17 protein-coding genes and 1 tRNA gene are annotated in these 18,758 nt (G+C 60.8%); 5 read left to right on the top strand and 13 right to left on the bottom strand.

Annotated features, from left to right (window positions below):
* Window positions 1-152: 152 nt before the first annotated feature.
* Together glpD and glpK are read left to right on the top strand one after the other, a co-directional pair.
* Complete coding sequence (gene glpD / locus JQ863_RS14970; protein WP_204114953.1) at window positions 153-1,712, top strand: glycerol-3-phosphate dehydrogenase; 1,560 nt, start codon at window positions 153-155, stop codon at window positions 1,710-1,712.
* Between the two features lie 57 nt (window positions 1,713-1,769).
* Window positions 1,770-3,254 (top strand): glycerol kinase GlpK, encoded by a 1,485-nt coding sequence (glpK, locus tag JQ863_RS14965; RefSeq protein WP_204114952.1) that lies wholly within the window; start codon window positions 1,770-1,772, stop codon window positions 3,252-3,254.
* Here glpK and JQ863_RS14960 read toward each other — a convergent pair.
* The 4 genes from JQ863_RS14960 to metF form a co-directional block, all read right to left on the bottom strand.
* A complete protein-coding gene (locus tag JQ863_RS14960; protein ID WP_204114951.1) occupies window positions 3,244-4,356 on the bottom strand; it encodes a DUF4147 domain-containing protein in 1,113 nt (370 codons plus the stop codon). The two genes, glpK and JQ863_RS14960, sit on opposite strands and share 11 nt — an antisense overlap.
* Before the next feature lie 3 nt (window positions 4,357-4,359).
* Complete coding sequence (gene dtd, locus JQ863_RS14955; RefSeq protein ID WP_204114950.1) at window positions 4,360-4,797, bottom strand: D-aminoacyl-tRNA deacylase; 438 nt, start codon at window positions 4,795-4,797, stop codon at window positions 4,360-4,362.
* Window positions 4,798-4,943: 146 nt separating this feature from the next.
* Window positions 4,944-5,441, bottom strand: coding sequence for a PaaI family thioesterase (locus tag JQ863_RS14950; RefSeq protein WP_204114949.1), 498 nt, complete (start codon window positions 5,439-5,441; stop codon window positions 4,944-4,946).
* Window positions 5,442-5,516: 75 nt separating this feature from the next.
* A complete protein-coding gene (gene metF / locus JQ863_RS14945; protein ID WP_204114948.1) occupies window positions 5,517-6,383 on the bottom strand; it encodes a methylenetetrahydrofolate reductase [NAD(P)H] in 867 nt (288 codons plus the stop codon).
* Between the two features lie 112 nt (window positions 6,384-6,495).
* Between metF and JQ863_RS14940 the strand changes: the two genes are divergently transcribed.
* The gene (locus tag JQ863_RS14940; RefSeq protein ID WP_204115175.1) at window positions 6,496-7,401 is read left to right on the top strand and encodes a LysR family transcriptional regulator; all 906 of its coding nucleotides are present in this window, start codon (window positions 6,496-6,498) and stop codon (window positions 7,399-7,401) included.
* Window positions 7,402-7,471: 70 nt separating this feature from the next.
* Here JQ863_RS14940 and efp read toward each other — a convergent pair whose 3' ends face one another.
* Complete coding sequence (efp, locus tag JQ863_RS14935; RefSeq protein WP_204114947.1) at window positions 7,472-8,035, bottom strand: elongation factor P; 564 nt, start codon at window positions 8,033-8,035, stop codon at window positions 7,472-7,474.
* Between the two features lie 215 nt (window positions 8,036-8,250).
* On the opposite strand from efp, the gene JQ863_RS14930 reads away from it, so the two are divergent.
* Window positions 8,251-8,571 (top strand): DUF6280 family protein, encoded by a 321-nt coding sequence (locus JQ863_RS14930; protein ID WP_204114946.1) that lies wholly within the window; start codon window positions 8,251-8,253, stop codon window positions 8,569-8,571.
* A gap of 81 nt (window positions 8,572-8,652) precedes the next feature.
* Here JQ863_RS14930 and JQ863_RS14925 read toward each other — a convergent pair whose 3' ends face one another.
* The 3 genes from JQ863_RS14925 to JQ863_RS14915 form a co-directional block, all read right to left on the bottom strand.
* Window positions 8,653-9,597 carry a hypothetical protein gene (locus JQ863_RS14925; RefSeq protein WP_239113294.1) on the bottom strand — a complete coding sequence of 315 codons (945 nt, stop codon included), beginning with the start codon at window positions 9,595-9,597 and terminating at the stop codon, window positions 8,653-8,655.
* A gap of 66 nt (window positions 9,598-9,663) precedes the next feature.
* Window positions 9,664-11,070, bottom strand: a complete 1,407-nt coding sequence (locus JQ863_RS14920; RefSeq protein ID WP_204114945.1) for a TolC family outer membrane protein — start codon at window positions 11,068-11,070, stop codon at window positions 9,664-9,666.
* Window positions 11,071-11,110: 40 nt separating this feature from the next.
* Window positions 11,111-11,764 (bottom strand): protein-L-isoaspartate O-methyltransferase family protein, encoded by a 654-nt coding sequence (locus JQ863_RS14915; protein ID WP_204114944.1) that lies wholly within the window; start codon window positions 11,762-11,764, stop codon window positions 11,111-11,113.
* 240 nt (window positions 11,765-12,004) lie between these two features.
* Between JQ863_RS14915 and JQ863_RS14910 the strand changes: the two genes are divergently transcribed.
* Window positions 12,005-12,078, top strand: a tRNA-Cys gene (locus tag JQ863_RS14910).
* 240 nt (window positions 12,079-12,318) lie between these two features.
* On the opposite strand, the gene JQ863_RS14905 is transcribed toward JQ863_RS14910, so the two are convergent.
* The 5 genes from JQ863_RS14905 to JQ863_RS14885 all read right to left on the bottom strand — a co-directional run bounded on the left by JQ863_RS14905 (window position 12,319) and on the right by JQ863_RS14885 (window position 18,758).
* The gene (locus JQ863_RS14905) at window positions 12,319-12,948 is read right to left on the bottom strand and encodes a hypothetical protein (protein WP_204114943.1); all 630 of its coding nucleotides are present in this window, start codon (window positions 12,946-12,948) and stop codon (window positions 12,319-12,321) included.
* A 258-nt stretch (window positions 12,949-13,206) separates the two neighbouring features.
* A complete protein-coding gene (locus JQ863_RS14900; protein WP_204114942.1) occupies window positions 13,207-14,256 on the bottom strand; it encodes a 2-oxoacid:ferredoxin oxidoreductase subunit beta in 1,050 nt (349 codons plus the stop codon).
* Window positions 14,256-16,136, bottom strand: a complete 1,881-nt coding sequence (locus tag JQ863_RS14895) for a 2-oxoacid:acceptor oxidoreductase subunit alpha (protein WP_204114941.1) — start codon at window positions 16,134-16,136, stop codon at window positions 14,256-14,258. The genes JQ863_RS14900 and JQ863_RS14895 overlap by 1 nt, the downstream gene beginning before the upstream one ends.
* Window positions 16,133-17,929: an FAD-dependent oxidoreductase gene (locus JQ863_RS19600; RefSeq protein WP_204114940.1), complete on the bottom strand. Its 1,797-nt coding sequence runs from the start codon at window positions 17,927-17,929 to the stop codon at window positions 16,133-16,135. The genes JQ863_RS14895 and JQ863_RS19600 overlap by 4 nt, the downstream gene beginning before the upstream one ends.
* Before the next feature lie 145 nt (window positions 17,930-18,074).
* A complete protein-coding gene (locus JQ863_RS14885; protein WP_204114939.1) occupies window positions 18,075-18,758 on the bottom strand; it encodes a YjbF family lipoprotein in 684 nt (227 codons plus the stop codon).

Below are 18,758 nucleotides of genomic sequence, written 5' to 3'. Positions count from 1 at the left end.
TTTGGCCTTCTGGCCCGACTGGACAAGAAAACCGGGCGCGGGGCTTACCCTGTGCCCGGTTTCGCATTTGACGATTGCCCTGACGTTGGGCTTTCAAATCCGCAATGGTGCCGCTAACCGTTGAGGCAGTTTCAAGTGATTGCAGGCGGACCATGGCAGGGCAGCCCGAAATTTTTGACATTCTGGTCATCGGCGGCGGCGTGAATGGCACGGGTGTCGCGCGGGATGCGGCTGGTCGCGGGCTGTCGGTGGCGCTGGTCGAGAAGTCCGACCTGGCCTCGGGCACCTCGTCAGGGTCGACCAAGCTGTTTCATGGCGGGCTGCGCTATCTTGAGTATTTCAAGCTGCGCCTTGTCCGCGAAAGCCTGATCGAACGCGAGGTCCTGCTGACTGCGATGCCGCATATCGCATGGCCGATGCGCTTTGTTCTGCCGCTTGATCCCGAGATGCGGTTTGACGGCGATACGCCGGCCTCTCGCTTGCTGGGCATGGTCATGCCATGGGCCAAAGGCCGGCGCCCGGCCTGGCTGATCCGGCTGGGGTTGCTTTTCTATGACCATTTGGGTGGGCGAAAGATCCTGCCGGAGACGAAGGCGCTGGACCTGTCCACCGCGGCCGAGGGCAGGGGGCTGCGCCCCGGCCTGCGCAGGGCGTTCGAGTATTCAGATGTCTGGGTCGACGATGCGCGATTGGTGATGCTGAACGCGCGGGATGCCCAAGCGCGGGGCGCAACGGTTTTGACACGGACCGAAGCCGTCTCTGCCACCCGTGGCGACAGGGACTGGGCCGTGGTTCTGCGCGACCGGACGACGGGGGTGGAACAGACCGTTCGGGCGCGGGTCGTGGTCAACGCGGCTGGGCCTTGGGTCGAACAGGTGTTGCGCCGCGTGGTGAAGCGCAACGCCGGTCCCGGTGTGCGGCTGGTCCGGGGTAGCCATATCGTCACGCGCCGCCTGTTTGACCATGACAAGGCCTATTTCTTCCAAGGGTCCGACGGGCGTATCGTCTTTGCCATTCCTTACGAACAGGACTTTACCCTGATCGGCACGACCGACGTGGCCCATGACGCCCCCGATCTTGCGCCCCGGATTACCGAAGAAGAGCGTGATTATCTGATCGCCTTCGTCAACCGCTACCTCGATACGCCAATCACCGCCGATGACATCGTCTGGACCTATTCCGGTGTGCGCCCGCTTTACGATGACGGGGCCAGCAGCGCGACGGCGGCCACGCGGGACTATGTGCTGGACCTTGATACAGATGGCGCCCCGCTGCTCAGCGTCTTTGGCGGCAAGATCACCACCTACCGTCGGCTTGCAGAGGCGGCGCTGGACCGGCTTGGCAAATCCTTTCCCGGAGCGACGACACCCTGGACGCAAGGGGTGCCGTTGCCCGGTGGCGATTTCCCGGTTTTCGGCGTTTCGGACCTGCAGCAGGGGCTGATTGCCGACTACCCGTTCCTGACCCCGGACTGGGCGGCGCGACTGGTGCGGCTTTATGGCACCGAGGCGCGCAGTTGGCTGGGCGCGGCGCAATCTGCCGCCGACCTGGGCCGCGACTTCGGAGCGACATTGACCGAGGCGGAGCTGGTCTGGATGCGTGACCATGAATTTGCCCGCAGCGCCGAAGACGCGCTGTGGCGGCGCTCCAAACTCGGGCTACGGCTGAATGCGGACCAGATCGACGGGGTCAGGGATTGGTTCGACGCATAACCATTGGCCCGAGGCGCAATTTACGCCAGTCTGTTTGAGCAGAAGCGGAGGACTCGGATGACCCAGATACTTGCCATCGACCAGGGCACAACTTCGTCCCGGGCGATCGTGTTTGATGACGCCTTGGCCGTCACCCATGTGGCGCAGCGAGAGTTTCCCCAGCATTTCCCGAAATCGGGCTGGGTCGAGCATGATCCGGGCGACATCTGGTCCACCGTTCTAACCACCTGCCGCGAAGTGATCGCGAAGGCTGGGGGCGCAGCGCAGGTGGCGGCCATCGGCATCACCAACCAGCGCGAAACGACTCTGGTCTGGGACAAGGCCACGGGTGAGCCGGTGCATCGCGCGATTGTCTGGCAGGACCGCCGCACCGCCGCGATTTGCGAAGACCTGCGCGACCAAGGGCACGAGGCTTTGGTCACCGCACAAACCGGGTTGCTTCTGGACCCTTATTTCTCGGGCACCAAAGTCAAGTGGATCCTCGACAATGTCGCGGGCGCGCGGGCGCGGGCCGATGCGGGGGAATTGCTGTTCGGCACGGTCGACAGCTACCTGATCTGGAAGCTGACCGGCGGGCAGGTCCACGCCACCGATGCCACCAACGCTGCGCGGACGCTGCTTTATGACATCCACAAAGGCGCTTGGAGCGACGATATCTGCGGGCTTCTCGATATCCCGATGGCGATGCTGCCCGACGTGCGCGATTGCGCCGCTGATTTCGGCGCGACCGATCCCGATCTGTTCGGTGCGGCGATCCCCATTCGTGGGGTGGCCGGGGACCAGCAGGCGGCGACGATCGGGCAGGCATGTTTTCGCCCCGGCATGATGAAGTCGACCTATGGCACGGGCTGTTTCGCGCTTCTCAACACCGGGACGACTCCGGTTGCCTCTAAGAACCGGCTGTTGACCACGATTGCCTATCAGCTCAACGGGCAAACGACCTATGCGCTGGAAGGGGCGATCTTTATCGCGGGCGCGGTGGTGCAATGGCTGCGCGACGGGCTGGGTATCATCGGCACCGCGCACGAGACCCAGCCCCTTGCGATGCGCGCCGACCCGGAACAGAACCTGATCCTCGTGCCTGCCTTTACCGGGCTTGGCGCGCCTTACTGGGCGCCCGAATGCCGGGGTGCAGTGTTTGGGCTGACGCGAAACTCCGGCCCTGCCGAATTTTCCCGTGCCGCGCTGGAAAGCGTCGGTTTCCAGACCCGTGACCTTCTGGAGGCGATGAAGGCCGATCTGGGGCAGGCCGATTTTGATACGGTTCTGCGGGTCGATGGGGGCATGACGGCCAGCGACTGGACCATGCAGTTCCTGTCCGACATCCTTGGCGCGCCGGTTGATCGCCCCGCCGTTCTGGAAAGCACCGCGATCGGGGCGGCGTGGCTTGCGGGCATGGCGGTCGGTCTCTACCCGCAAATGGACGAATTCGCCGCCACATGGTCCGCCGCCCGCCGGTTCGAGCCTGGACAGGATCGGGACTGGCGCGACAGCCGCTATAACGCCTGGAAACGGGCGGTGGCCGCGACGCTTAACGTTTGATGGCGATCAAAAGGTCCATGACATTGGTCCCGGTGGGGCCGGATGTGAACAGCGCCTCGGATGTTTCAAGGAAACGCCCGCTATCGGCGGCACGCAGGTAATGCGCGGCGTCCTCGGCCCAGGTCCGGCCCGTCACGATGCCACCGGCCGCGCTGGTCGGGCCATCGGTGCCGTCGGTCCCCGCAACCAGCACCGTGATCCCGTCCAGCCCCGAGATCTCGCGCGCAACCTCCAGCGCCAGCGCCTGATTGCGCCCGCCCTGTCCGGGGTCGGGGGGAAGAACAACGGTGGGTTCGCCGCCGAAGATATGACAGCCCGGTGCCGCCTCGGTCAGGTATTGGCCAAGCGTCGGGGCAAGGGCCGTGACATCGTCATAAAGCGTTTCATCATTGATGATCACGTCCAGACCGGCATCGCGTGCCGCCTGCGCTGCGGCTTCGCGGGCAATGGCATTTGAGGCCACGATATGGGCGACGAAGCTGAAGGCATGCTGTGCCGGGGCGTCGCCGATACCAGAGCCGATGACCGACAACGCGTCGCCTTCGACATCCGAGATCGCCAGAACCGTCACCCGCGCGCCGCCAAACCCGGCCAGAAGCTTGCCGCCCTTGATGCGCGACAACTCTTTTCGGCGGGCGTTCATGGCATGAATATCAAGCCCCTCGGACAGAAGGCGCGTGTTTTCTGCCCGAAGCGCGGCAAGGCTCAGCCCGTCCTCGGGAAACTCGGCCAGCGCCGAGGCCCCGCCCGAGACCAGCAGCAGCAGGTGAGACCCGGCCCCCATGTCCTGAACGGCCTGCCACAGGGCGCGGCCTGCGATCAGGCTGTTTTCGTCCGGCACCGGATGCGCGGCCTCGATGGTTCGGGCGGCCTCGGGCAGGGGCAGGGCGTGGTCGTATTTTGTCGCCACGAGGGTCGGGACATCGCGGCCAAGGGTGTCCATGGCCGCCCGCGCCATTGCCGGTGCCGCCTTGCCCACGGCAAGGATGCGGTCGGGTCGGGGGACCGCCAGCCGGGAAATCGCGTCACGGACCGAGCGGTCCCCGCCGACGGCGTTAACCCCAGCCCACCAGATTTCCTTCAACAATGCGCTATCCTGCATGCCTTATGCCTCCATCCAGATAGTAACCGGACCGTCGTTCAGAAGCTCGACCTTCATGTCCGCCCCGAAGCGGCCCTTTTGTGTCGGCACACCTTCGGCCGCGATGCGGTCCGCGAAATACTCGTAGAGCCTGTTGCCCTCGTCAGGAGCAGCAGCGGTCGAGAACCCGGGGCGGTTTCCACGTGATGTGTCGGCCGCCAGCGTGAATTGCGAGACCACCAGCGCCGCGCCGCCGATATCTCGCACCGATTTGTTCATCTTTCCCGCCTCGTCCTTGAAGATGCGCAGTTTGGCAATCTTGGCGGCAAGGTGATCGGCCTGTGCCTCGGTATCGCCATCCATGGCGCAGATCAGGATCAGAAGACCGGGACCGATTTCGGATATGCGCTCCCCGTCGACGGTGACAGAGGCGTGGGACACACGTTGGATGAGGGCGCGCATGGGGTCTCCGGTTGGTCAGTTGACGGTTTCGCGGAGACTGCGATATTCACGCTTGGATGACAATGCGGAAGGCGGGGGCAGGGGGCGTTGCCCCCTCTTGGACTGACGTCCAATTCACCCCCAAGGTATTTGAGGCAAGAGGAAAATCAGCCCCGCTTGCCGTCCATGATGATGCAGGTAGTCGAGCCGGTGGCGTAAAGGCGGCCATCTTCGATCCCGACGATCTCGCCATCGGCGATTCCGGTTGAGCGTCCGGCATGATGCACGGTTCCCGTCGCGCGCACCCTGGTGCCAAGCGGGATCGGGCGGATGATGTTGATCTTGTATTCCAGCGTCGTATAGACTTGTCCCTTTTTCAGCTTGGTCTGGACCGCGCAGGCCATGCAGCTGTCAAGGACAGTGCCGTACCAGCCGCCATGCACCGTGCCCAGCGGGTTCAGGGTGTGAAACTCGGGCGTGCCTTCGAAGATGACCTTGCCCTCTTCGGCATGGACCGGCCAATAACCCAGGGCTTGGCCGATGGGCGGGCCTGCGAAATGGCCCGAGATCATGTTCTGGATGAACTCAAGGCCGGAAAGTTCCAGCACATCCGCCAGTTTGGGAAGTTCATCGACGGACGTGGCGATTTTGCGGTCTAACGACATGTGCGGCCTCTCTTGTCTTGTTAATCAACAGGAGGCCGCAGAATGTTGTTGGGCGCAAGGTGGGGACGCGATAAGTTACGCGACGTTTTCCAGCGAAACCTTCGGCGTAACCCCAAGAGCGTGGCACACATCGCGGGTCAGCTCGGGGCGGTTTAGCGTGTAGAAATGCAAGGCATCCACGCCTTCCTCGATCAGGTCCGAGCAAAGCTCAGTGCAGATCGCGGTGGCCAGCAGATCGCTGCGGTCGTCACGTTCGGCCTTTTCGAAGGCGTCTTCCATCCAGTCCGGCACATGGGTGCCGCAGGCGCGGGCGAACTTGCTGGCACCTTTCCAGTTCTCGATCGGCAGGATGCCGGGGGTGATCGGCGCGTCAATGCCGGCCTTCTGGCAGGCGTCCCGGAAGCGCAGGAACGTGTCAGCCTCGAAGAAGAACTGTGTCAGCGCCTCGGTCGCACCGGCATCAAGTTTGCGTTTCAGCCAGTCGATATCGGCGCGGCTGTCGGCCGCTTCGGGGTGTTTCTCCGGGTAAGCGCCGACACGTATATTGAACCGGCCGGTGGCGGACAGCGCCTCGATCAGATCGACCGAACTGGCAAATCCGTCGGCATGGGGGACGAAGCCCGCCGCATCCTTGGGCGGGTCGCCGCGCAGGGCGACGATATCGGTCACGCCCGCATCGGCAAAGCCGTTGGCGATACCAAGGGTTTCGTCGCGCGTGGCATCGACGCAGGTCAGATGCGCCGCGACATTCAGGCCGGAATGTTTGTGGATCGTCGCCACCGCGTCGCGCGTCAGGTCGCGGGTGGTGCCGCCAGCACCATAGGTCACCGAGACGAAGCGCGGTGCAAGCGGGGCCAGCGCCTGGACCGTGTCCCACAGCCGGAACGACGCTTCGAGGTTGCGGGGCGGGAAGAACTCGAAGGAAATTGCAGGCGCGGTCATGTTATCGGGTCCAATCTTGTGGTTGACCTCATGTTGCATAGGCGGCATCTAGAGGCAAACTCATAATTCTCATCACCAACATGAGCCCGATTTGAGGATGTCGCCGATGAAGATGCATATCGAATTCCGTCACCTGCGCACCGTGCGTGCCATTCACGAGGCGGGCGGGCTGGCGCGGGCGGCGGAACAGCTGAACATCACGCAATCGGCCCTGTCGCACCAGATCAAGGGGCTTGAGGAGCAGGCCGGGGTGGAACTGTTCGTGCGCCGCTCGAAGCCGATGAAGCTGTCGGCGGCGGGGATGCGGCTTCTCAGGCTGGCGAACCAGATCCTGCCCGAGGTCGAGGCGCTTGAGGCCGAGTTCAACGGGCTGCGCGACGGCAGTTCCGGGCGGCTGCACATCGCCATTGAATGCCATGCCTGTTTTGAATGGCTGTTCCCGGTGCTGGAAAAGTTCCGCAAGCTGTGGCCGGACGTGGACGTCGATATCCGTCCCGGCCTTGCCTTCGACGCCATGCCCGCGCTTCAGAAGGAAGAGGTCGATCTTGTCGTCAGTTCCGACCCCGAAAACCTGCCGGGGATCGAGTTTTCGCACCTGTTTGACTATGCGCCGGTTTTTGTCGCGGCCTCGCAGCACCCGCTGGCACAGAAGAGCTTTGTCGAGGCCGAGGATTTTCGCGGCGAGACCCTGATCACCTATCCGGTCGAGCGATCGCGCCTGGATGTGTTTTCACAGTTGCTGACGCCGGCCAAGGTGGAACCGGCAGCAGTGCGTCAGGCGGAACTGACGGCGGTTATCCTGTTGCTGGTGGCTTCGAACCGGGGGGTCTCGGTCCTGCCGGACTGGGTGGTGCGAGAGGTGAAGTATTCCTCCGATTACGTGACCCGGCCAATCACCGAACAGGGGCTGACCCGGCAGTTGTTCGCCGCGACCCGCAGCGAGGATCTGGAAAAACCCTTCATGCGGGATCTGATCCGACTGGCCGGGGAAGAGGCGCGGGCGCTGCAATCGGCGTGAAACGGCGGCGATTTGCCACGAAAAAGGGGGCCACGCGGCCCCCTTTGTCATTCTTACGCGACGTCATGCCTCAGGCGCGTTCCGAATATTCCATCGTCTCGGTGTTCACGATGATGTCTTCGTCCTGACCGACAAACGGCGGGACCATCACCTTGACGCCATTGTCGAGGATCGCCGGTTTGAACGAGTTTGCGGCGGTCTGGCCTTTCACGACCGGCTCGGTCTCGACAACCTTGCAGGTGACCTTTTGCGGCAGCGTGGCGTTCAGCGCTTCGTTTTCATAGAACTCGACAAGGATTGTCATACCATCCTGAAGGAAGGGGCGGCGTTCCCCCAACAAGTCGGCGGGCAGTTGGATCTGCTCATAGGTTTCAGCATCCATGAACACCAGCATCCCACTGTCTTCATACAGAAATTGCTGATCCTTCTGCTCAAGCCGCACGCGCTCGACCTTGTCGGCAGAGCGGAAGCGTTCGTTCAGTTTCGACCCGTTGCGCAGGTTGCGCATCTCGACCTGGGCGAATGCGCCGCCCTTGCCGGGTTTCACGTGGTCGACTTTGACGGCGGCCCACAGACCGCCATTATGTTCCAGGACATTGCCCGGACGAATTTCGTTGCCGTTGATCTTGGGCATGCAGAAAACCCCTGCGAAAGGTTGAATGAAAGTTCCACCGTCCTATATCTGGCGGGTCGACGGGTGGCAAGACAACCTATCTCGTGCTGCACATGCAGAAAGCCATGCGCATTTTGCATAGAAGCTATGCAGATAGGGCCTATCCGAATCGCATGTCTTCCGCCATAAGGGGCGGCACGCCGAAAACACAAGAGCAATAATAGGAAAGCGACGAGATGACCGATTTCGTTGATGGAACGGCCTTTAACAACGAACAGGGCAACCGCGCACGCAAGCTTTTTGCGGCCGTGGTGCTTGCTGCGCTGGATGACGCCATTGCTGATGACAAGAAATATGGCAACGGCCCCGAACAAATCGCCCGCTGGGCACGCTCGCGCGATGGCCGCGAGGTGTTGAGCTGTGCCGGTATCGACCCGAACGAACGTGTCGTGTCCGGTTTGATGGAGTTTGTGGCCAAGGGTGTCCGCACCTCGGTTGCGCTGTCGCGCGAAGAAAGCGAACGCCGCAATGCTGCGCAACAGGCCGAAGCCGCCTGATCAGTTTACCGTTCCGCAAAACAAAAAGCGCGTCCGTTTCAGGGCGCGCTTTTGCTTTTGTGGATCTGTTCGGTTGCCAGGTTACTCGAGTTCCGCCGCCGCCAGCGCACGATGAATCTCGCGCCGGACCAGCTTGCGGACGTTCCGTGTAATGCGTTCGCCCAGAGCGCCTTGCAATTCCTGGCGGACGATGTCGGCAACAAGGTCTCGCAGCGCGTCTTCGTCCATGATCTGGGCGTCATCAGGCAGGATGCCGATGTCCGACCCCAGTTCTTTCTCGACCGCACGGCCAACGTATTCGCGTGCGCCTTCCTCAAGCTGTTCCGACATCTCTTCATAGGCTTCTGCCATGTCCAGGTCGTCGGTGTCGATGTCCTCGGGGTCCTGCCAGTCAAGCCGGGTTGTCGCCGTGCCCGCATTGGCGCTGTCGCCCGGTAGGTCGGGTTCATAATCGTCTTCGACCACCTGCTCCACCGCTTCGAACCGCGCCTGGATTTCTTCCTGTTTTTCTTCTGGTGCGGTTGCGCCCGTGTCCTCAGCAGAGGTGTCCTCTTCCGACGGTTTCAGCCAGGGCATATCAAGAGCGGTCAGGTCAGATCCGTCCGCTGTGTCGTCGGACAAGTCCAGCGCTTCGGCAAGGTCCTTTTCCAGCGTTTCGTCGTCGATTTCACCGTATGAAACAGACTCAGGCGCGTCGTCAGGTGTGTCCACATCGCCGATGTCCTCATTGTCTTCGACAGGAAGATCGTCGGCGGCGACGTCCGTCTCATCGGACGGTTCGTCGGCGTCCGATTCGGCGTCAGGGGGCGGCATCACGCGCAGGGAAGGGGTCAGAACAAGCCGTCCGTCATCGGCTGGCTCATCGGCTGTCTCAGACGTTTCCGCCAGTTGCGGATCGTCTTCTTCGGCTTTCTCTACAGGGAATTCCTTGCGCGGCGTGGACCGCGTGTTTTCGGTCACCAATCGGCGAATGGACGAAAGAACGTCCTGCATTTCGACATTTGTCACCGGATCAGACATGCTCATTTCTCTTCCTGCCCCGACGCGATTTTAGCGTCCGGGCGGCGTTCGCACAACCGATAGCGAAAATTGTCACTCTTTCCCGATGGCGCGCAGCACCCGGTCCAGATCACGACCCTGTTTGGAATAGTAGGCAGGCGCCGATTTCACCTGGTTGTAATAGGCTTCGGGGTCATATTGCTCGACCCGCAAATTCAGGTGTTCGGCCGTCAGAAGTCCCATCGCAGCCAGAACCGCGTAGGCGGCCACATACTGATTGGCCTCGTTTGAAATGCGACGGGCTTCGGCGTCCAAGACCTCTTGTTCAGCGTTCAGAACGTCCAGAGTGGTGCGCGCGCCAAGTGTGGCTTCCTCGCGGATACCATCAAAGGCGATGCGCGCGGCCTCGATCTGGCGATCCGACGCTTGAAGCTGTGCATTCGCGGCCTCAAGCTGGGCCCAGGCGGCACCGGCCTGTTGGATCAGGTTGTGACGCACCACATGCAGTCCCGCGCGTTCGGCGTCGCGAAAGGCCATCGCCTGACGTAGCAGCGCGGTCAGGCGGCCGCCCTGATAGATCGTCTGCTGCAGATTCAGCGATACCGAACCTGAGTTACTGAAACGGCTGGAATTGTGATACTCGTTCAGGCCGACCGTTCCCCGCAGGCTGACGCTGGGGCCCATGCTGGCCTCGGTGCGCAACACGTTCAGTTCGGCTGTCTGAATGTCGTGCTGGGCCTTTTTGATGTTGGGGTGGTTGCGGACGGACACCGCGGTGGCGTCTTCACGCGACTTTGCGGTCGCGGGCAGCCGCGTCGGGGCGACCAGCTGACCGGGGCGACGGCCCACGGCGGCAACAAACTCGGCCTCGGACGCCAGAAGCGATCCCTTGGCGGCGGCAAGATCAGCCCGCGATCCGGCCAGGCGCGCCTCGGCCTGGGCCACGTCGGTCCGCGTGACCTCACCCACTTCAAAACGGTCGCGCGCGGCCCGCAGCTCTCGTGTAATCACGCGCACGTTGCTTTCACCAAGCGCCACGAACTCGCGGTCGCGCAGCACGTTCATAAAGGCCTGAACCGCGGTCAGAAGGACGTTCTGTTCGACCGCGATCAGCGATTGCCGCGTCGAAAGCACGGATTCCTTCGCCGCATCGACGGCAAGCTGTGTCGCGCCGTTGTCCCAAAGCAAAATCTCGGCCGAAAGCCCGACCGAAACCGGGGTGGCGGTGCTGTCGGTGACAAAACCTCCGGTGGATGACCTTGTGCGGCCTGTGCCAACCGACGCGCTCCAGGCGATTACCGGGCGTAGTAGGGCAAAGGTTGCGGCGACATCTTCGTCCGCAGCCCTCAGAACCGCGCGGTTCTGTTCAAGCAATCCGCTGTGCTTGTAGGCATCCGCCAGCACATCTGCCAATGTCTCTGCGATTGCAGTTGCAGGGGCTGACAGGGTCAGAACGGCGGCGGTCACACCTGCTGCAATTGCTTTTCCAAAGAATTTCATGCCTGCAACCCTTGTTTTCTGCCCGCCTCGCCGCAAAGCGTCAAAGCGCAAATGCCGTTTCTTGTTCAAACCCCGGCAGGATAGGCGCTGTTGCATTGAATGCAAACCGCCAATGAACCTCTCCGTCGATCTTGTACCCGATGCGTACGACGCCAAGCGCGCCTTCGGCAAAGGGCACAACCGCGCGGCCGCCCTCTTTCAACTGGTCCAGAAGCGCCGCAGGCACGGTCTCAGCCGCCCCCTGCAGGAGTATTACGTCATAAGGCCCATGTTCCGCCGCGCCCTGATCCAGCGGGCCGGTATGGACAACCACGTTATCGGCGCCCTGCGCGGACAACAGCGACTGTGCTTCCGTTGCCATGTCTTCATCCGCTTCGACGGCGACCACGGCCTCGGCAAAGCGGGCGACCACGGCAGAAGAATACCCCAATCCGCACCCGATATCGAGAACCAGCTCGGAGTTGCCGATTGCTGCGATGTCCAGCATTTTTGCCAGGGTGCGCGGCTCAAGCACCACGCGGCGCGGCGCCAGCGGAATGTTCTCGCCGACATAAGCCGCCTCGACCTGGTCGCGCGGCACGAATTGTTCGCGCGGGACCGTCAGCATGGCCTCGATTACGGTATATTTGGTCACATCCGAGGGGCGGACCTGGGTATCGACCATCGTGGTGCGGCGTGCGGCAAAGTCGGTCATGGTAAACTCGTTCTTCCGTTCGGATTCTGGCTGGCCTTTCTTGCCACATGTGACAAGGGTCGGCAACGGGCGCAATCCGCCAAACCCGTCGCTGAGGACAATTCGCCCTGCGACAGATTCGATCCGAAGGCGAAAAAGCGGGGTTTTCCACCTCTCATCCGGCCAAAAAACCCTTGCAGCCCCCCGCGAAACCCATCATGTAGAGGTCTCGAAACACCACGTCCCGATCGGGACCCGGCTGGCGAGTTGGCGGAGTGGTGACGCAGCGGATTGCAAATCCGTGTACACCGGTTCGATTCCGGTACTCGCCTCCATTTTTTTCACATATTTTCCGATACTTAGCGGGCAATCTCGTCTATTTTGAAGCGCAATACTCGAGATTTTTCGACCTATACACAACCTATACACATCAACTGGCGGTTCATTTAGGGGATAGCGAGCCGAGTCTCATCAACTGAGTGAGTTGGTAAACTCTCAGCCTGCTGCAAAGTTCGCCTTTGCAACAGCCACACTGAAGCTCGTGACCTACACACCAATGCACGGCAGGCAATAGACTAGATAAATGCACTCTTTGTACCATGTTTGAGGCTTAGTTTCCTCACGCTCTCATAGTCCTTCAACTCGGTGTAGTATGGTAGTGAATCTGGAAATATCTGACCCTCTGTAAAAAACGCAACTCCCTCATATGGCTCCTTCTTGTTGGCAAACCGGCAATATAAGTGTGGATAATTGTAGTACTCGTCACCTTCAAAATTTACTTCGACAATGTTTTCAAAGGGGATCTTTCCAGCAATCAGGGCTTTGATCGAATTTGATTTGGTATCTTCGTCATCTTTTTCGAAATCATAGACTCGAAAGTTTTCGTTCCCGAGATCAATGAGAGCATTGTATCTAAGAGCCACGATGACGCCTCGGTGATAAGTGCCGACCAAACCAACACGGAACCAAGGCGATATCCCCTTTTTCTTTTCTTCGATCTCAGGGTACTGATCAACCCGGCTGATATCCCGGATGATCACATCCTTTCGCAAACCTTTTGAATGATGTTCACGAAGCCAATCTTCAAAGATTGGCTTCCACTTGTTTCTCACTGCAACGATTTCTTCCGGAGGGGTTCCCTTCCACTTGCGATAAACATCTTTAGCAAAATTGTAGAGAAAGTTGGGGGCAAGCCATTCCAGCATGTCATTTTCGCTCTAGTTTTCCGAGGCAGATTAACCAAGTCGCAAAGAATGTGAAGACCAATCGACAGAAATCTGAAGAGGAAAACCTCTACACTAAACCTATACACCCACCTGTAACTATTTGATTTTATTGATACTATTTGGATTGCAAATCCGTGTACACCGGCTCGATTCCGGTACTCGCCTCCAAATTTGCTCAGAATACCTCGAACGTTCAGCCAAGGCCCGTCGTGGTTCCGGCAAGAAGCGGGCCGCGCGTTAGCGCAGCCCTTCGTTGATGGATTTCAGAACCTTGCTGCCCGGGCACAGTTCGTCCTTGCCAAGTTCGTTCAGGGGGCGTGAGGCCAGGTTCAGGTTCACGGCCAGATTCTGTGTGTTGGGGTCAAGGAACAACAGGCCTGTTAGGATGCGGCCCTGTTCTTCGGCTTCCTGCACCGCGTTCAGGGCGCCGCGCCGGTCGTTGGCGTCGTAGTCCGCCGATGCCTTGTGCAGGTGGATGACCGAGCCGTCATGCAATGTGACATCCTTGGTGGTGCCTTCGGCATATTGCGTGCGGATCTCGTCACGCATTGGCACGAAATCCACTGGCATGGCGTCGAGATGGTCGCGCGTGGCGGCATAGCTCTTGGTGGACCCGGCGTGGTTGTTGAAGGTCACGCAGGGCGACACGACGTCGATGAAGGCAAAGCCGTTATGGGCCATGGCCGCGCGGATCAGCGGCTCTAGCTGTTCCTTGTCGCCCGAGAAAGAGCGCGCGACAAAGCTGGCCCCTTCAAGGATGGCAAGGCTGGCGAGGTCGATGCCGTCAAACGGGTTCACCGCGCCGCCCTTGGCGACCGAGCCACGGTCGGCGGTGGCGCTGTCCTGGCCCTTGGTCAGGCCGTAGCAGCCATTGTTGGCCACGATATAGGTCATGTTCACGTTGCGGCGGATCAGATGCACGAACTGACCCATACCGATTGACGCCGTGTCGCCATCGCCCGAAACCCCGATATAGGTCAGGTCGCGATTGGCAAGGCTTGCCCCCGTTGCCACCGATGGCATCCGGCCATGGACCGAGTTGAAGCCGTGGCTGCGCGACAGGAAGTATGTCGGCATTTTCGATGAACACCCGATGCCCGAGACCTTGGCGATCCGGTGCGGTGGCAGGGACGACTTGAAACAGGCATTGCGGATCGCCGCCGAGATCGAGTCATGCCCGCATCCCGCACACAGGGTCGAGATCGCGCCATCGTAGTCGGCCACGGTATACCCAAGCGCATTTGTCGGCAGCTTCGGGTGGCGGAATTTCGGCTTGATATAGGACATCAGGCGGTCTCCTTGTGCAGCGGCACGACATTGGCGGGCTGGCCGTCCAGCGTTTCGCGGATCTTGCGCGCGATATGGCGCGCGGTGATCGGGGTGCCGGAATAATTCAGCACGCTGGTCAGTTTCGATGGGGTTATGTGGCACTCGTTCATGATCAACTGCCGCATCTGCCCGTCCCGGTTCTGTTCGATGACGAAGACAAGGTCGTGGTCATGAATGAACTGGTCGATATCCTCGTGGAAGGGGAAGGCCCGGATGCGCATCGTGTCGATGGGGAAACCTTCATCGGCAAGGATCTCGACCGCCTCATATGCGGGCGACGCCGAGGTGCCGAAGAACAGGGCCCCCAGCTTCAGCTTGGTCTTGGGTTTCTTGACCTCGATCGGCGGGTGGGTCTTGGGGCGTGGCACATATTGTTTGGCGGTCTCGAATTTCCGCAGCAGTCGGTCGACGTTCTGGACATAGTCCTCACCGCTTTCGGAATAGACCGCCATTTCGTTCTTGGAACTGCCACGGGTGAAATAGGCGCCTTTGTCGGGATGGGTGCCGGGCAGGGTGCGATAGGGGATACCGTCACCATCGACGTCCAGGTAGCGGCCCCATTTCTCGACCGCGTCCAGTCCGGCGGCGTCAAGGACCTTGCCGCGATCCATTTCGTAATTGTCGTCCCATTCCAGCGGCGGCGACATCCAGTCGTTCATGCCGAGGTCCAGATCGGACATCATGATCACCGGGGTCTGCAATCGCTCGGCCAGGTCAAACGCCTGTACCGTCATCTCGAAACATTCGCGCGGGGTCGCCGGGAACAACAAGACCTGCTTGGTGTCGCCGTGGCTGGCATAAGCTGCGGACAGGACGTCCGATTGCTGGCTGCGCGTCGGCATGCCGGTCGAGGGCCCTGACCGTTGCACGTCGATCAGCACCGCGGGAACCTCGGCGAAATAGGCGAGGCCAAGAAACTCGCTCATCAGGCTGAGGCCGGGGCCGGAGGTCGCGGTGAAGGCGCGCGCGCCGTTCCAGCTTGCCCCGATCACCATGCCCATCGCGGCCAATTCGTCTTCGGCCTGCACGATGGCAAAGTTTTTCTTGCCCGACCCGGCGTCGATGCGCATGCGCTCGGCGTATTTGGCGAAGGCATCCACAACCGAGGTCGACGGCGTGATCGGATACCATGCCGCGACGGTGGCCCCGCCATAGATTGCCCCAAGCGCGGCGGCGGTGTTGCCGTTCATCAGGATATGCGGGGTCTCAAGGATATGCGGCGCGACATTGCCGCCTTTCTTCAGACGGATCGGCAGCGGGCATTGGAAGTTTTCGATCGCATATTGATAGCCCATCTCCAACGCATGCACGTTTGACGAGATCAGCTTTTCCTTGCCCTTGAACTGGTCGTTCAAGAGGTCTTTCAGGATCGCGAAATCGATATCCAGAAGGGCCGCCAGCGCCCCGACATAGACCACGTTCTTCAGCAGCTGTTGCAGACGCGGAACCGAGTATTCGCGCATGCACATGGCGGTGAAGGGGATGCCGATCAGCTCGATATCGTCGCGTTTCAGGTGCGGCTCAAGTGGCTTGGTGCTGTCATAGACGAAATAGCCGCCTGCGGCGACGGATTGGATGTCCTTCTCCATCGATTGCGGGTTCACGCAGACCATCAGGTCCACCCCGCCACGCCGCCCCAGATAGCCCTTGGAACTGACTCGGACCTCGTACCAGGTCGGAAGGCCCTGAATGTTCGAGGGAAAGATATTGCGCGGCGATACCGGGATGCCCATGCGGAAAATTGCCTTGGCAAACAGGTGGTTGGCCGATGCCGACCCGGTGCCGTTCACGTTTGCGAACTTGACGACAAAGTCGTTGACGCCCTTGATCCGTTTCATGCCTGCACCTCCATCATGTCGGGTTTTGCCTTGGTCATCGAATAGAGGAACCGCTGCATGTCCCAGGCCGCCGTCGGGCAGCGTTCGGCGCAAAGGCCGCAATGCAGGCAGACGTCTTCGTCCTTGACCAGAACCTTGCCGGTCTTGAGGTCGTCGGAGACAAAGATGTCCTGTTCGGGGTTCTCGGCCGGGACCAAAAGGCGCGCGCGCAACTCCGGCTCATCGGCGTTTTCGACGAAGCTGATGCAGCTTGTCGGGCAGATATCGGCGCACGCGTCGCATTCTATGCAGTTCTCGGTGGTGAACACGGTCTGCACATCGCAGTTCAGGCAGCGTTCGGCCTGTACAAAGGCGGTCTGGGCGTCAAACCCAAGCTCGACCTCAAGCGCCCGGTCCGCCAGTGCCTTTTTCAAGTCAACCAGCGGCACGGCCTCGCGTTTGTCGTCGACCGGGACCGAGTCATAGGACCATTCGTGAATGCCCATTTTCTGGCTTTTGAGCGAAACTGTCGGGGCGGGGCGCTTTTCAAGGTTCTTGCCCTGGCAGAACAGGTCGATCGACACGGCCGCCTTGTGGCCATGGGCAACGGCGGTGATGATGTTGGACGGTCCAAAGGCCGCGTCGCCACCAAAGAACACGTCCTTGCGGGTCGACTGGAAGGTCTCGTCGTCGTTGATGATCGGCGTACCCCAGCTGGTGAAGCGCACGCCGGTGGATTTCTCGATCCAGGGAAAGGCGTTTTCCTGACCGATGGCGATCAGCACGTCGTCACATTCGAAAAACGCCGGGTCTTCGCCGGTCGGGACAAGGCTGCGCTTGCCATCGGCATCATATTTCGCCTCGACCTTCTCGAAGGTCATGCCGACAAGCTTGCCGTTTTCCACCACGAATTCCTTGGGGACGTGGTTGTCGATGATCGGGATACCTTCGTGGATGGCGTCCTCTTTCTCCCAGGGGCTGGCCTTCATGTCCTCGAAGGGGGACCGAACGATGACCTTGACGTCCTCACCACCCAGCCGCCGCGAGGTCCGGCAGCAATCCATCGCCGTGTTGCCGCCGCCCAGAACAATCACCTTCGTGCCGATCTTCTTGGTATGCTCGAAGGCGACATTCGCCAGCCAGTCCAGCCCGATATGAATGTTCTTGTCGGCTTCCTTGCGGCCCGGCAGTTTGGGCAGGTCGCGCCCGCGTGGGGCGCCGCAGCCGATAAAGACCGCGTCATAGTTCTTGTCGAGGATGGATTGCAGACTGTCGATATAGGTGTTGAAGGTCGCGTGAACCCCCATGTCCAGCACATAGCCGACCTCTTCGTCCAGCACCTCTTCCGGCAGGCGGAAGGATGGGATTTCCGAGCGCATGAACCCACCGCCCTTGGCCTGCGCGTCATAGAGATGCAGCTCATATCCCAACGGCGCCAGGTCACGTGCCACGGTGAGTGAGGCAGGGCCGGCGCCGATCAGGGCAATCTTCTTGCCATTGGGCGCACCCGCCTTGGGCATCATGTGTTTGACGTCGTCCTTGAAGTCGGCGGCGACCCGTTTCAGGCGACAGATCGCAACCGGCTCTTCCTCGACCCGGCCACGGCGACAGGCCGGTTCACAGGGGCGGTCGCAGGTGCGGCCAAGGACGCCGGGAAAGACATTGCTTTCCCAGTTGATCATGTAGGCGTCGCTGTAACGTTCCTGCGCGATCAGGCGGATGTATTCGGGCACCGGCGTATGGGCGGGGCAGGCGAACTGACAATCCACGACCTTGTGAAAATATTCCGGATCTTCGGTATTTGTCGGCTTCACGCGACACCCTCCCTAGATGTTCCCGGAAACAGAATACAAAGGTATGCGAAGCTGAAAAGGTACAAAAAGCCCGCTAACGCAAGGAATCCATGCGACATTATGAGAGGCGGCTACCGTTTTTGCGGGAATCGGGCGCTGTTTGCGCTCACATGTTCATCAAGAGCAGCTGCGCATAGCTGCGCAGCGGGCTCAGCCATTGGATGCTTTCCGTGATCTGGCCCTTGCCGCTGACCACATAAGAATTGGTAAAGCCCATGTCGTCGGCACGGCACCGTTCGATCATGATCGTGCCCTCGGTGTGCAGGCTGCCCTTGAACTCGTCCCGCGTGCCGGGGGCGATCTGGCAGGCAAAGCGCCGTTCCACAGACTGGTCGTCGCCACCGATATGACGCATGACGCGAGTGACTTCACCGGACTTGCGCGCGCGCACAAGGTCACTGCTGGGGTCTGAGTCCGACGACATCAGGTCCTGACCCAGACCGCGCGTGGCGGTGACCATTCCGCCCTTCATGACAATCGTGCGCCGATCCGCCGAGGCATAGGTGACATGTGGGCCGTTGCGCTCGATCTCGACCACGGCCGCAGTGCCGCCACCGTCCTTCATCTCGATCAAGATCAGCGGGTCGGTAACGGTTTGGCGGACCACGGCGACCATCTGCTCCAGCGTCGGTTGTGGTTGGGTTTCGCCTCCGCCGCCGATCACACCGGACTTCAACTTGTCGACATAGTTCTTGCCTATCCGCCCCTTTTCGGTGTCATTGCCGCAGGCCGAAACGAGGCCAAGCGCGACAATCACTGCGGTCAGAGGCGCGCGGCGTGAAAATGGCAT

This window comes from Shimia biformata (assembly GCF_016888515.1).
Classification (GTDB): Bacteria; Pseudomonadota; Alphaproteobacteria; order Rhodobacterales; family Rhodobacteraceae; genus Shimia_A; species Shimia_A biformata.
The sequence above is the reverse complement of the archived record's forward strand: the minus strand, read 5'-3'. Positions and strand labels throughout refer to the sequence as shown.

Bases quoted from the DNA above. Each gene is read 5' to 3' on its own strand.
- glpD (WP_204114953.1), top strand. From the start codon at position 153: ATGGCAGGGCAGCCCGAAATTTTTGACATTCTGGTCATCGGCGGCGGC.
- glpK (WP_204114952.1), top strand. From the start codon at position 1,770: ATGACCCAGATACTTGCCATCGACCAGGGCACAACTTCGTCCCGGGCG.
- JQ863_RS14960 (WP_204114951.1), bottom strand. From the start codon at position 4,356: ATGCAGGATAGCGCATTGTTGAAGGAAATCTGGTGGGCTGGGGTTAAC.
- dtd (WP_204114950.1), bottom strand. From the start codon at position 4,797: ATGCGCGCCCTCATCCAACGTGTGTCCCACGCCTCTGTCACCGTCGAC.
- JQ863_RS14950 (WP_204114949.1), bottom strand. From the start codon at position 5,441: ATGTCGTTAGACCGCAAAATCGCCACGTCCGTCGATGAACTTCCCAAA.
- metF (WP_204114948.1), bottom strand. From the start codon at position 6,383: ATGACCGCGCCTGCAATTTCCTTCGAGTTCTTCCCGCCCCGCAACCTC.
- JQ863_RS14940 (WP_204115175.1), top strand. From the start codon at position 6,496: ATGCATATCGAATTCCGTCACCTGCGCACCGTGCGTGCCATTCACGAG.
- efp (WP_204114947.1), bottom strand. From the start codon at position 8,035: ATGCCCAAGATCAACGGCAACGAAATTCGTCCGGGCAATGTCCTGGAA.
- JQ863_RS14930 (WP_204114946.1), top strand. From the start codon at position 8,251: ATGACCGATTTCGTTGATGGAACGGCCTTTAACAACGAACAGGGCAAC.
- JQ863_RS14925 (WP_239113294.1), bottom strand. From the start codon at position 9,597: ATGAGCATGTCTGATCCGGTGACAAATGTCGAAATGCAGGACGTTCTT.
- JQ863_RS14920 (WP_204114945.1), bottom strand. From the start codon at position 11,070: ATGAAATTCTTTGGAAAAGCAATTGCAGCAGGTGTGACCGCCGCCGTT.
- JQ863_RS14915 (WP_204114944.1), bottom strand. From the start codon at position 11,764: ATGACCGACTTTGCCGCACGCCGCACCACGATGGTCGATACCCAGGTC.
- JQ863_RS14905 (WP_204114943.1), bottom strand. From the start codon at position 12,948: ATGCTGGAATGGCTTGCCCCCAACTTTCTCTACAATTTTGCTAAAGAT.
- JQ863_RS14900 (WP_204114942.1), bottom strand. From the start codon at position 14,256: ATGTCCTATATCAAGCCGAAATTCCGCCACCCGAAGCTGCCGACAAAT.
- JQ863_RS14895 (WP_204114941.1), bottom strand. From the start codon at position 16,136: ATGAAACGGATCAAGGGCGTCAACGACTTTGTCGTCAAGTTCGCAAAC.
- JQ863_RS14885 (WP_204114939.1), bottom strand. From the start codon at position 18,758: ATGCCATTTTCACGCCGCGCGCCTCTGACCGCAGTGATTGTCGCGCTT.